Genomic DNA, 12,287 nt, shown 5'->3' on the forward strand with positions numbered 1-12,287 from the left:
GCCCCCACCGGCCCGTACCGGCGGCGGGGGCGCTCAGAGCCAGCGTTCGGTGGCGGCGCGCCAGGCCAACTGCATGCGGGTCTGGGCACCGGTGAGGTCCATGATGTTCGAGACGCGCCGCTGCACGGTCCGCTGGCTGATCCCCAGCTGGGTGGCGATCGACCTGTCCGGTACGCCCGCGACCAGCAGCGAGACCAGGTGCAGGTCGTCGGAACCGAGCGGGCAGGGTGTCGTCCCCTCGGTGAGGGCGCCGTTCTCGGCGATCCGCAGCGGCGTCGCCCGCTCCCAGTAGCCCTCGAAGAGGGCGACCAGCGCCTCCAGCAGCTGGCCGCCACGGACCAGCGCCGCCGTCGGCTCGGAGGTCCCGGCCTCCTGGAGCAGCGGCAGCACGGCGGTCTCCCGGTCGACGACCGTCAGCCGCACCGGCAGCCAGGGCATGACCCTGGCCTGCTCGCCCAGCTTGACCCCGTACGCGATGCCGGCCGGGGTTCCCTCCTCGGCCAGCAGGGCCTTCTCGTAGATCACCCGGTACTCGACCCCGCGGCGCAGCGCGGCGAGCTCTGCGTGGTTCTCCTCCGCGGGCATCGCGGCCGCATGGCCCTGACAGAGGTGGAGGACCTCGTGGCGGGCGACCTCCTGAAGGTGGTCAAGGTGCTCCTGGAGTACGACGCGGTTCGGCAGGACCTCGACCAGCCGGCCGGCGTCGCGGCGGCGGGCGCTGTCCCGGTACTCCTCCGTGAGCTGGTCCACCTCGCGCCGCGCCCAGTCGAGCGCCTGCTGGTGGCGGAGGAGCTGCGAGCCCAGCACGATGTCGGGGGCCACGGCGGTGAACCGCCGCCTGCCGGGACTGACCGTCCTGATCAGCCCTCTGACCCGCATGGATATCAGCACTGTTTCGGCTGTCTCGGGGTCGATGCCCAGATTTCCGATGAGGTCGGTGACCTCCGCCTCCGCGGTGGTCACCAGGAACCGGTAGACACGCTCCTCCACGGGATCGAGCCCGAGGGATTCCAACATGACGCACATGATGGCATCCGAAACGCCAATAAAAGTTACATCCATCATCTAACCGGACTTATAACGCCGATGTGAATTCCCCAGGCGTGGGCCATAGCGGACTCGGCACGCGTTCGCCCACGACGGCGGAAATCGAGCGTAGCCGGGGTTGTGACAACGATCTGTCAAGGCTAGTATCACGGCAACTCTTAGGAAACTTTCTTAAGAGAAAGTTAAGGCGGGCGCCTTCACGACCCTCGGGCGACCGTTCGATCCGACCAAGAGCTGCGCGAACACCGACGATGTGGATCGTCGTCACCCGGGAGTCCGACCGTCCGGACGTCCCACCTCCTCCGGTTTCCCCCATGGAAGCGATCATGCGGCGCACCCCTTCCTTACTCGCCCTGACTGGGCCTGCAAGCCTTTCGCGCGAGCCGTCCGCGCCCCGGTCGCGCAGCACCTCGAACCTCTGCGGCCCCCACCGCACGAAGGAGTGATCAAGTGTTGAGACAGCGCATCATGGCCGCCCTCGCCGCCCTGGCGGTCACGGGCGTGCTGGCGGTCGCCCTGCCGACGACCTCCGCGTCCGCCGCCATCGCGGCGGCCTGCGTGACCCCGTGGAACTCCTCGGCGGTCTACACCGGCGGCATGACCGCCTCCCACAACGGCCGCAACTGGTCGGCGAAGTGGTGGACCCAGAACGAGACCCCGGGCACCGCCGCCGTGTGGGCGGACCAGGGCGCCTGCGGTGGCGGCACGACGCCTCCCCCCTCGGGCAACTGCAACCACCCGAACTGGGTGGCGGGCACCTGGTACCCCGCCGGGAGCATCGTCAAGTACACCAACGGCCAGTTCTACCGCGCCAAGAACGAGAACCCCGGCTACGACCCGGTGATCAGCACCTGGTACTGGGAGCCGTACACCTGCGGCGGCACGACGCCGCCCCCCACGAACCCGCCCACCGGGGGCTTCGTCGTGAGCGAGGCCCAGTTCAACCAGATGTTCCCGAGCCGGAACTCGTTCTACACCTACAGCGGCCTGACCGCGGCGCTGAGCGCCTACCCGGGCTTCGCCAAGACCGGCAGTGACACCATCAGGAAGCAGGAGGCCGCCGCCTTCCTCGCCAACGTCAACCACGAGACCGGCGGCCTGGTCCACGTCGTGGAGCAGAACACCGCGAACTACCCGCACTACTGCGACGCGAGCCAGCCGTACGGCTGCCCGGCGGGACAGGCCGCCTACTACGGGCGCGGCCCGATCCAGCTGAGCTGGAACTTCAACTACAAGGCGGCGGGCGACGCGCTCGGCATCAACCTGCTCGGCAACCCGTACCTGGTGCAGAACGACGCGGCGGTGGCCTGGAAGACCGCCCTGTGGTACTGGAACACCCAGAACGGCCCCGGCACGATGACGCCGCACAACGCGATGGTCAACAGCCGTGGCTTCGGCGAGACGATCCGCAGCATCAACGGCAGCCTGGAGTGCAACGGCAGGAACCCGGCGCAGGTGCAGAGCCGGATCAACGCCTACCAGCGCTTCGTGCAGATCCTCGGCACCACCCCCGGCGGCAACCTGAGCTGCTGAGCCGCTGAACGACCGGACGGCCGGTCACCTGACGGCCGTCCGACGGTGACCGCGCCCGGCCTCCCGCCGGGCGCGCGACCCCCGCGAAACGTCCCGCCGAGCGCGCGAACCCGCGAGGCGGTGGCCCCACGCGTACGATCCCGCACGCGTGACACGAAGGGCGCGGCCCACCGGCCGCGCCCTTCTCGCGTCGCCCGTCTCCCTCGAAGCCGGGAGGTTGGGAAGCCGCGAAACCAGGAAGCCGGGACCGACGCCCGTCCGGACCCGCGCGTCAGCGTCCTCCACGGTCGGCGACGGACGCCGCCGAGGGGCGGCGGGTCACTCCGACGACAGGACCAGCCCGCTGGTCGGCACGCCCGTACCGGCGGTGACCAGCACGTTCCGCACCCCGGCCACCTGGTTGGCCGAGGTGCCCCTGATCTGCCTGACGGCCTCGGCGATACCGTTCATGCCGTGGATGTACGCCTCCCCGAGCTGGCCGCCGTGCGGGTTGACCGGGAGGTGGCCGTCGATCTCGATGCCGCCCCCGGCCACGAAGTCGCGGGCCTCGCCGCGCCCGCAGAAGCCCAGCTCCTCCAGCTGGGTGAGGACGAACGGGGTGAAGTGGTCGTACAGGATGGCCGTCTGCACGTCCGAGGGCCCGAGCCCGGACTGCTTCCAGAGCTGGCGGCCGACCACCCCCATCTCCGGCAGGCCGGTCATGTCGTCGCGGTAGTAGCTGGTCATCATCATCTGGTCGGCGCCCGACCCCTGGGCGGCGGCGGTGATCACGGCGGGTGACCGGCGCAGGTCCCCGGCCCGCTCGGCGGAGGTGACCACCAGCGCCACCGCGCCGTCGCTCTCCTGGCAGCAGTCGAGCAGGTGCAACGGCTCCACGATCCACCTGGACGCCTGGTGCTCCTCCAGGGTGATCGGGCGCCCGTGGAACCACGCGGCCGGGTTGGTGGAGGCGTGCCTGCGCATGGCGACCGCCACCCGGCCGAAGTCCTCGGAGGTGACGCCGTACGCGTGCATGTAGCGCCGGGCGAACATGGCGACCCAGGCGGCGGGGGTCATCAGCCCGTACGGCACGTGCCAGCTCATCTCCAGTCCCTGGGACGAGGGCTCCCCGCCGACGCGGGCGTCGGGCTGGCCGAACCGGTTTCCCGAGCGCTCGTTGAACGCCCGGTAGCAGACCACGGTCTCGGCGACCCCGGTGGCGACGGCCATCGCCGCGTGCAGCACGGTCCCGCACGCCGCGCCGCCGCCGTAGTGGACGCGGGAGAAGAACGACAGGTCGCCGATGCCCACCTCCCGGGCCACGGCGATCTCCTGGTTGGCGTCCTGGGTGTAGGTGACGAGGCCGTCCACGTCCGAGGGCGCGAGGCCCGCGTCGTCGAGCGCCGCGAACACCGCCTCGGCGGCGAGTTGGAGCTCGGACCTGCCGGACCGCTTGGAGAACTCGGTCGCGCCGATCCCGGCGACGACCGTACTCCCGGAGAAGGAGACCACGGTGGTGGGGGCCTTTCTGTGTTTTCGCCTTCTCGCGGCCGGTGGGGCGCGGTCAGGGGGCGGGGAGGGCGAACCTGACGGTGCCCGAGACGTGGTCGCCGAGGCTCACCCTGCCGCGAACCTCGACGGTGAACTCGCCGTCCTCGCAGGCGACCACACCGCCGGTGAAGGCCAGCCTGTCGCCCGCGTACGCGGGGACGCCGAGTTTGACGTTGATGCCACGGATGATCGCCTCGGGTCCGGCCCAGTCGGTGACGTAGCGCTCGACGAGACCCATGGTGGTCAGGATGTTGAGGAAGATGTCCTTCGACCCCTGCGCCCTCGCGCCCTCGACGTCGTGGTGGACGGGGGTGAAGTCCATCGTCGCGAGCGCGGTCGACACGACCACGGTGGGGCTCAGGTCGATCGCGAGCTCGGGAAGCGGAGCTCCGACCCGCACCTCGTCGTCGGTAAGTGTCCGCATCACGCCTCCAGGGGGACCCACATGGGGAGGATCAGCTCGTCGTCCATCCGGCGGTACGTCAGACGCACCGGCATACCGATACCCACCCGCGAAGCGGCGCAGTCCACCACGTTGCCCACGATCCGCACCCCTTCCGGCAGTTCCACCACGGCGACCACGAAAGGTGTCCTGAGTCCCGGAACCGGCGGGTTGTGGTGGACGACGTAGCTGTAGACCTCCCCCTCCCCGCTCGCCGTCGTGAACGTGCGGGCGGCCGAGCGGCACGAGGGGCAGACCGGCCCCGGGGGGTGACGGAGCTCGCCGCAGTCGGCGCACTTCTGGATCCGCAGCTCGCCCGCGGCGACGCCCTCCCAGAAGAAGGCGGTGTCGGCGTTGATCGCGGGCCTCAGCGGGTACGGCGTGCGCTGGGACGCGTCCCCCGGCGTCGTGGACGGGTCCTTCGCGGAAATGCCCTTCGCGGACGCTTCCCGAGCGGATGTTTCCTGAGCAGACGTTTCCCGAGCGGACGTTTCCTGAGCGAGCGCTTCCCGAGCGGGTGCTTCCCGAGCGGGCGGGTTCTCCAGGGGGGCGTTCTCCGTAGGCGTGCGCCCGTTCCCGCTCGTCGCGGCTCCGCCCCCGCCGGTCGTGGCCGCGCCCCTGTCCGGCTCCCCCGCCCGCTTCCCGGGCCGGAACTTCAGCACCCGGAACATCATGTCGGCCACGGCCTCACCGTCGGCGTACCAGGTGACGTTCCAGGTGACGAAGTAGCCCTCGCCGAGCGCGGTCCGCTTCGGGCCGGTGACGGCGGTCAGCCGGGTGGCCGGGACCGGGGACTCGCCGAGCCTCACGTAGCGGTGGTAGGTCTGCTCGCAGTTGGTGGCGACCACTCCGGTGTAGCCGTCGCCGTCCAGCATCGCGAGGACGGCGTCGACCGGCGTGTCCGCCCGTTTCCTCCTGCTCCCGTCCACGCCGGGCATCGTCCAGACCTGGATCATCGCCGGTGGGGCCACGATCCCCCCGTGCACCCCGGCGGCGGCGGCCTCGGGATCGGTGTAGAGCGGGTTGGTGTCGCCCATGGCGTCGGTCCAGTGCCGGATCATCGGGATGTTCACCGGGTCCGCCCCCGCGACACCGAGCACCTCGCCCTCGGCGATCCGCCGCTCCACCAGGGCGGTGAGCCGCTCGTACGGGGAGACGGGCTCCGCCGTCGCGGACGCCGGAGCCGTCTCAGCGGCGGGGATCCCCGGGGGTGTCTCGGTCATCGGGACGACCTCCGGTGTCGGGGCCTCGGGGGCCTCAAAGGAATCGGTGTCGTAGAGGTCGCCGGTGTCATCGGGGCGGCCTCGGCAGGCTCAGGCCGAGCATCGCGATGAGCTCGCGCTGGACCTCGTTGACGCCGCCGCCGAAGGTGAGCACGAGCGCGCCCTTGGCACCGCGGTCCACCCGCTCCATCAGGTCCGCGGTGTCCGGGTCCGACGGGTCGCCGAAGCGGGCCAGGACCTCACCGACGATCCTGCCGACGTCCTGCAGCCGCTCGGAGCCGTACACCTTGGTGGCCGAGGCGTCGGGGGCGCCCAGCCAGCCGAGGTCCATGTTGGCCGCGACCTGCCAGTTCAGCAGCTCGTTCGTCCGGAAGCAGGCGTAGACCCGGCCGAGCGCCCTGCGGACCGCGGGTTCCTCGATCGTGCCGGTGCGGCGGGCCCAGGCCAGGAACCGGTCGTAGGTGTGGGCGATGTTGCCCGCCGGGCCGAGCGTGACCCGCTCGTGGTTGAGCTGGTTGACGATCAGGTCCCAGCCCTTGTTCTCCTCCCCCACGACCATGTCCACCGGCACCCGTACGTCGGAGTAGTAGGTGGAGTTGGTGTGGTGGTTCCCGTCCATCGTGATGATCGGGGTCCACGAGTAGCCGGGGTCGGAGCAGTCGGCGATCATCATCGTGATCCCGCGGTGCTTCTTCGCGTCCGGGTCGGTGCGGGCGGCGAGCCAGATGTACTGGGCGTGGTGGGCGCCCGAGGTGAAGATCTTCTGCCCGTTGACGACGTAGTGATCGCCGTCGCGGACCGCGGTGGTGCGCAGGGAGGCCAGGTCGGTGCCCGCCCCCGGCTCGCTGTAGCCGATCGCGAAGTGGCACTCCCCGGCCAGGATGCGCGGCAGGAAGAACTCCTTCTGCGCCGCCGTCCCGTACTGCATGAGGGTCGGCCCGACGGTCTGGACGGTGATGATCGGGTACGGCACCTCGGCGCGGGCGATCTCGTTGGCGAAGATCTGCTGCTCCAGCGGGCCGTACCCGCCGCCGCCGTACTCCTTGGGCCAGCCGAGCCCGAGCTTGCCGTCGCGGCCGAGGGCGCGGCAGTGCTCCATGTAGGCGTGGCCGAACGGGTCGGCGGAGATCCGCTCGCGTCCCTCGGCGGTGAGGCACGAACGGAAGTACTCGCGCAGCTCGTCGCGGAGCCTCTTCTGCCCGGGAGTCAGGTCGATCAGCATCAGACGAGCGCTCCGATCGTGTCGAGCCGGGCTTCCACCCCGCCCAGCAGGTGGGCGTGGTGCTTGCCCCAGGCGAAGTAGCGGTGCAGCGGGTAGGTCACGTCCACGCCGACCCCGCCGTGCAGGTGCTGGCAGGTGTAGAGCGCCCGCAGCGCCTGGTCGGTCGCGGTGAGGGCGCCGACGGCGAGGTCCGCCTCGGCCTCCGCGTCCGCCCCCTCGGCCAGCCGCCACGCTCCGGACCACACGGCCACGTCCAGGGCCCGCCCGGCGATGTAGACGTCGGCGATCTGCACGGTGACCGCCTGGAACTCGGCCAGCGCCCGGCCGAACTGCCTGCGCGTCCTGACGTACTCGGTGGTGAGCGCGAGCGCCCCGGCCAGCACGCCGGAGGTGACGGCGATGTTCCCGGCCAGCGCCAGTCTCCGCAGGCCGCCGGGCGCCGTACCGTCCGGAGTCCCGACGAGCTCGCCGGGGGTGTCCTCCAGGGTGAGCGCGGCGGCGGGTTCTCCGGTGGAGGTCGGCACCGGCCGCAGGCCCGCCTCGGCGGGGTCCACCAGGAACAGACCGGCCCCGGCGGGGGTGGCGGCGGGAACCAGGATCCTCGCGGCCTGGGCGGCGTAGGGCGTCGTGCCCTTGGCGCCGTCCAGCACCCATCCGGCGCCGTCCTCGCGGGCGATCGTGACCGGCGGGGCACCGAGGTCGCGGCCCGGCTCGGAGGGGGCGACGGCGAGTGAGATCTCACCGTCGGCCAGCGGGGCCAGCGCCTCACGCTGCTCCCGGGAGCCGTATCTGGTGATCACCTGCGCCGCGACCAGGCTCGGCTCGACGGGGACCGGGGCCACGTGGGCGCCGATCTCCCGCAGGACGACCGCCATCTCCACCGGCCCGAGCCCCGCGCCCCCGGCCTCCTCGGGCAGGCAGGCGCCGAGCAGCCCCGTCTGGGCGAGGGATCGCCACAGGGCGGCGTCGTGGGACGCGCCCCCCTTCTCGTGGGCTTCGAGCCTGGCCGGGGTCACCTCCCTGCCGAGGAGGTCGGCCGCGAGTTCGCGCAGGTCGGTCTGTGTCTCGTCGAGGTTGAAGTCCACTGGCGCTCCAGGGTCTCTGTCGGCCGCGTCACCCTTCCGGAAAGTAGAACGGATTCTATTCTGTGTCCAGAGCCAGCCAACCGCAATAAGTCATCGCATAACCGCCGCAGCGCATATGCCATGTAAGCGCGGGGCATCTTTGTGACTGACGAGTAACCCATCGGAGTATCCGGAAATCAGATAACGTGTTCTCATGCGCACCCCGCATGTGACCACCGACACACCGGTCGCCCCGCACCGGACCGGCAGGCACGCTCCGAGCGACGCCGATCCGGCCACGACCGAGGGGGCGTCCGGCACGCAGAGCGATCCGGCGTCCACCGGCGTCCGCACCAGAAGCCAGCACCAGCGGCGCAAGCGCATCGTCCAGGCCGCCGCGGCCCTCGCCTCACGGGGTGGCGTCGAGGCGATGCAGATGCGGACCGTCGCCGAGCGCGCCGGGGTCGCGCTCGGCACGCTCTACCGATACTTCCCCTCCAAGATGGATCTCGTCGTCGCCGTCGTCGGCGAGGAGATCGACCTCCTGGAGACCAGCATCGAGCGCCGCCCGCCCAACGCCGCCACGGCCTCGGGGCGGGCCGTCGACGTCCTGATGCGCGCCACCCGGGGCCTGATGCGCGAGCCCGAACTCGCCGACGCGCTCATCCGTTCGCTGATCATGGCCGATGTCGACATACCGTTCGGCGACCGCATGGCGGGGCTGCTGCTCCGCGTCGCCGGGGCCGACCTCACCGTCGAGACCGCCACCGAGGAGCAGTTCGCCCTCGCGGGCTCGCTGTCCAGCGTCTGGGTGCATGAGCTCATGGAGATGCTCAGGGGCCGCCGCACGTACGAGCAGATCCAGCGCCGCATCGAGATCGCCGCCGGGCGCCTGCTCGCCGACTTCCAGCCCTCCGCCTGAGGTCCCGTCACACGAGAGACCCTGAGGTCCCGTCATACGGGAGACCCGCCACTTCTTCCACCTGAAACTAGAACCCGTTACAGTCACTATCGGAGGCGACCAGAGCGACGTTCTGGAGCGACGCGCGAGCGGGCGGATCGGCGAGGACCACCGCCCGGCCGCCGCGAGCCCCGAGCCGGATGGCGAGGAGATCGTTATGGGTGCGGTGATCGTCGAGGCGGTGCGAACCCCGATCGGCAGGCGCGGCGGATGGCTCGCCGGGCTGAAACCGCAGGCGGTCCTCGCCGCGGCGCTCAACGGCCTGATCAGCAGGTCAGGCGTCGATCCCGCCTCGGTGGAACAGGTTTTCGCCGGGTGCGTCACGCAGGCCGGGGAGCAGGGCGGTCACGTCGGTCGGCACGCCTGGCTCTACGCCGGGCTGCCGTACCAAACGGGCGTGACCACGGTTGACGCGCAGTGCGGCTCCTCACAGCAGGCGGTGCACCTGGTCGCGGCGCTCATCCAGGCCGGGGTCGTCGACGTCGGCGTGGCCTGCGGCGTCGAGGTGATGAGCCGGGCGCCACTCGGCTCCAACGTGCTGCCCGCCGATCCCCGTCCCGGCGACTGGGACATCGACCTGCCCGACCAGTTCACCGCCGCCGAGCGGATCGCGCGGCGGCGCGGGCTGACCCGCGAGCGGCTCGACCGGTTCGGCGCCAGGTCCCAGCGCCTCGCCGCGGAGGCGTGGGCCGAGGGCCGCTTCGACCGGGAGGTGGTCGCGGTGACCGCGCCGGTTCTCGGCCGGGACGGGGAGCCCACCGGCGAGACCCGCGTCGTCGACAGGGACCAGGGGTTGCGCGAGACCACCGTCGAGGGGCTGGCCGGGCTCGAACCCATCATGGGCGAGGACGGCATGCACACGGCGGGCACCTCCTCGCAGATCTCCGACGGCGCCGCGGCGGTGCTGCTCATGAGCGAGGAGGCCGCCGCCCGGCACGGCCTGCGGCCCCGGGCCCGCGTCCTCGCCCAGGCGCTCGTCGGCTCCGAGCCGTACTACCACCTGGACGGGCCGGTGGACGCGACCGCCAAGGTTCTGTCCGCGACCGGGATGAGCACAGCTGACATCGATAGGTTCGAGGTGAACGAGGCTTTCGCCTCGGTTGTCTTATCCTGGTCATCGGTGCACAAGCCGGACATGGAACGGGTCAACGTCAACGGCGGCGCCATAGCGCTCGGCCATCCGGTCGGAGCGACCGGTTCCCGGCTGATCACCACCGCCCTGCACGAGCTTGAGCGGTCCGGCTCCTCGACCGCGCTGGTGACGATGTGCGCGGGCGGGGCGCTCGCGACCGCGACCATCCTGGAGCGCCTCTGAACGGCGCCGACAACCCCCTGTCGCCCTTGAGCGGCGCCGAACCCCCGAAGCGTCCTGAGCGGCGCCGGGAAGGAGTGCCACCGTTGAGATCCCCCAGGCCGCGCAAGGAGCACCGGCGTTGAGATCCCGTCGCAGGCCGTACAGCGAGCAGCGCCCGTTCGACACCGGTGGCGGGGTGTGGAGCGTGCCCGTCCCGATCCCCGGCAACCCGCTCGGCTACACGCTGGTCTACGCGATCGAGTCCCCCGCCGGTCCCGTGCTGGTCGACGCGGGCTGGAACGCCCCCGAGGCGTGGCTGGCGCTGCGCGACGGGTTGGGGGCGGTCGGCATGGACGTCCGCGACGTGCGCGGGGTGGTCGTGACCCACTTCCATCCCGACCACGCCGGGCTGGCCGGTCAGGTCAGGGAGGAGTCCGGCGCGTGGATCGCCATGCACGAGGCCGACGCCGCGCTGATCGGCTTCATGCGGGACTTCCAGGGCGACGCGCACCGCGACTTCCAGGCCGACATGCTGCGCCGGGCGGGAGCGGGCGCCGTCGAGGTGGAGGAGGTGACGGGGCACCGGCCGCAGCCGCCCGCGGTACCCGACCGCGTGCTCACCGACGGCGACCTCATCGACCTGCCGGGGCGCGCGCTCCGGACGATCTGGACGCCCGGCCACACACCCGGCCACGTCTGCCTGCACCTGGAGGACGCCGACCGGATCTTCACCGGGGACCACGTGCTGCCGGCCATCACGCCGCACATCGGGATCTACCCGTACGACCGCGCGGACGTGGATCCGCTCAGCGACTTCCTGGAGTCGCTGGAGAAGGTGAAGGGCCTGGGGCACCTGGAAGCCCTACCTGCCCATGAATGGATATTTCAGGACACGGCGGCTCGGGCGACGGAGATCCACGTCCACCACGAGGAGAAGCTCCGACGGCTGGCCGCCCTGCTCGCCGAGGCGGGGGAACCGCTGACCATCTGGGAGGTCGCCGGGCGCATGACCTGGAACCGCCCCTGGAAGGACTTCCCCGCCGTACTGCGCGGAATGGCGGCCGGGGAGGCCGCGGCCCATCTGCGCACGCTGGAGGTCCGCGGAATCATCCGCCGTGTGAGGGGAGTGGATCCGGTCCGGTTCGCCCTACACTCATAGACATCGGATGTCTTGTGCGACCTGAGGACGGTGCAGAGTGGCGGTCACCGACGCCGCTATCGACAAGATCAAGCAGATGATCCTGTCTGGCGAGCTCGCCCCGGGCAGCAGGCTGCCCAAGGAGGCCGACCTGGCCGATCGGCTCGGCCTGTCGCGCAACTCCCTGCGCGAGGCCGTCAGAGCCCTGGCCCTGATCAACGTGCTGGACGTGCGCCAGGGCGACGGCACGTACGTGACCAGCCTGGAGCCGAGACTCCTGCTCGACGCGATGTCCTTCGTGGTCGACTTCCACCAGGACGACACCGTGCTGCAGTTCTTCCAGGTCCGGCGGATCCTGGAGCCCGCGGCGACCGCGATGGCGGCGACGTACATGTCCGAGTCCGAAGTCGCCGAGCTGCGCAAGATCCTCGACGAGCTGCCTCCCGATCCGAGCGTCGAGCAGCTGGTGGCCAACGACCTGGAGTTCCACCAGCGCATCGCGGCGGGTTCGGGCAACGCGGTGCTGTGCTCCCTCATCGAGAGCCTCTCGGGACCCACCACCAGGGCGAGGATCTGGCGGGGCCTCACCCAGGAGAACGCCCTGGAGAAGACCCGCGAACAGCACACCGCGATCTGCGACGCCATCGCCGCCCGGCAGCCGGAGGTGGCGCGGGCCTGGGCCACGGTCCACATCGCCGGCGTCGAGGAGTGGCTCCGCAGCGCCCTCGCCTGACGCTCCCGGCGGTCCCGGCGGTCGTCCCGCGCTCGCCGTACGGCCCCGTCGAGAACGGGGGCCGGGTCCGCTCACGCAGGCCCTTATCACTGCGCTCATG

At 71.2% G+C, this 12,287-nt stretch carries 11 protein-coding genes; 5 read left to right on the forward strand and 6 right to left on the reverse strand.

The features are described from left to right. Positions 1-33: 33 nt before the first annotated feature. Positions 34-1,017 carry a helix-turn-helix domain-containing protein gene (locus ABD817_RS12740; protein WP_344918049.1) on the reverse strand — a complete coding sequence of 328 codons (984 nt, stop codon included), beginning with the start codon at positions 1,015-1,017 and terminating at the stop codon, positions 34-36. A 480-nt stretch (positions 1,018-1,497) separates the two neighbouring features. Here ABD817_RS12740 and ABD817_RS12745 point away from each other — a divergent pair, with 480 nt between their 5' ends. Continuing rightward, positions 1,498-2,580: a glycoside hydrolase family 19 protein gene (locus ABD817_RS12745; protein WP_344918050.1), complete on the forward strand. Its 1,083-nt coding sequence runs from the start codon at positions 1,498-1,500 to the stop codon at positions 2,578-2,580. Positions 2,581-2,898: 318 nt separating this feature from the next. On the opposite strand, the gene ABD817_RS12750 is transcribed toward ABD817_RS12745, so the two are convergent. From ABD817_RS12750 to ABD817_RS12770, 5 genes are all read right to left on the reverse strand, one after another. Continuing rightward, positions 2,899-4,071 carry a lipid-transfer protein gene (locus tag ABD817_RS12750; protein WP_344918051.1) on the reverse strand — a complete coding sequence of 391 codons (1,173 nt, stop codon included), beginning with the start codon at positions 4,069-4,071 and terminating at the stop codon, positions 2,899-2,901. 52 nt (positions 4,072-4,123) lie between these two features. Beyond that, on the reverse strand, positions 4,124-4,534 hold the full coding sequence (locus ABD817_RS12755) for a MaoC/PaaZ C-terminal domain-containing protein (protein ID WP_344918052.1): 411 nt from the start codon (positions 4,532-4,534) through the stop codon (positions 4,124-4,126). Then, a complete protein-coding gene (locus tag ABD817_RS12760) occupies positions 4,534-5,775 on the reverse strand; it encodes a bifunctional MaoC family dehydratase N-terminal/OB-fold nucleic acid binding domain-containing protein (protein ID WP_344918053.1) in 1,242 nt (413 codons plus the stop codon). Before ABD817_RS12760 ends, ABD817_RS12755 begins: the two co-directional genes overlap by 1 nt. A 67-nt stretch (positions 5,776-5,842) precedes the next feature. After that, on the reverse strand, positions 5,843-6,997 hold the full coding sequence (locus tag ABD817_RS12765; protein WP_344918054.1) for an acyl-CoA dehydrogenase family protein: 1,155 nt from the start codon (positions 6,995-6,997) through the stop codon (positions 5,843-5,845). After that, the gene (locus ABD817_RS12770) at positions 6,997-8,082 is read right to left on the reverse strand and encodes an acyl-CoA dehydrogenase family protein (protein WP_344918055.1); all 1,086 of its coding nucleotides are present in this window, start codon (positions 8,080-8,082) and stop codon (positions 6,997-6,999) included. Before ABD817_RS12770 ends, ABD817_RS12765 begins: the two co-directional genes overlap by 1 nt. A gap of 193 nt (positions 8,083-8,275) precedes the next feature. Between ABD817_RS12770 and ABD817_RS12775 the strand changes: the two genes are divergently transcribed. The 4 genes from ABD817_RS12775 (at position 8,276) to ABD817_RS12790 (ending at position 12,187) form a co-directional block, all read left to right on the forward strand. Further along, positions 8,276-8,983 (forward strand): TetR family transcriptional regulator, encoded by a 708-nt coding sequence (locus ABD817_RS12775; protein WP_344918056.1) that lies wholly within the window; start codon positions 8,276-8,278, stop codon positions 8,981-8,983. Positions 8,984-9,179: 196 nt separating this feature from the next. Then, positions 9,180-10,337, forward strand: a complete 1,158-nt coding sequence (locus ABD817_RS12780) for a steroid 3-ketoacyl-CoA thiolase (protein ID WP_344918057.1) — start codon at positions 9,180-9,182, stop codon at positions 10,335-10,337. Between the two features lie 118 nt (positions 10,338-10,455). Continuing rightward, complete coding sequence (locus tag ABD817_RS12785) at positions 10,456-11,475, forward strand: MBL fold metallo-hydrolase (protein WP_344918058.1); 1,020 nt, start codon at positions 10,456-10,458, stop codon at positions 11,473-11,475. 37 nt (positions 11,476-11,512) lie between these two features. Beyond that, positions 11,513-12,187, forward strand: coding sequence for a FadR/GntR family transcriptional regulator (locus ABD817_RS12790; RefSeq protein ID WP_344918059.1), 675 nt, complete (start codon positions 11,513-11,515; stop codon positions 12,185-12,187). Positions 12,188-12,287 lie beyond the last annotated feature (100 nt).

The sequence above is a fragment of the Streptosporangium oxazolinicum genome, assembly GCF_039537505.1.
Taxonomy (GTDB): Bacteria; Actinomycetota; Actinomycetes; order Streptosporangiales; family Streptosporangiaceae; genus Streptosporangium; species Streptosporangium oxazolinicum.

What these genes read in the sequence shown, in the direction of transcription:
- ABD817_RS12765 (WP_344918054.1), bottom strand. Translation starts at nt 6,997, where the DNA reads ATGCTGATCGACCTGACTCCCGGGCAGAAGAGGCTCCGCGACGAGCTG.
- ABD817_RS12780 (WP_344918057.1), top strand. Translation starts at nt 9,180, where the DNA reads ATGGGTGCGGTGATCGTCGAGGCGGTGCGAACCCCGATCGGCAGGCGC.
- ABD817_RS12760 (WP_344918053.1), bottom strand. Translation starts at nt 5,775, where the DNA reads ATGACCGAGACACCCCCGGGGATCCCCGCCGCTGAGACGGCTCCGGCG.
- ABD817_RS12755 (WP_344918052.1), bottom strand. Translation starts at nt 4,534, where the DNA reads ATGCGGACACTTACCGACGACGAGGTGCGGGTCGGAGCTCCGCTTCCC.
- ABD817_RS12740 (WP_344918049.1), bottom strand. Translation starts at nt 1,017, where the DNA reads ATGTTGGAATCCCTCGGGCTCGATCCCGTGGAGGAGCGTGTCTACCGG.
- ABD817_RS12775 (WP_344918056.1), top strand. Translation starts at nt 8,276, where the DNA reads ATGCGCACCCCGCATGTGACCACCGACACACCGGTCGCCCCGCACCGG.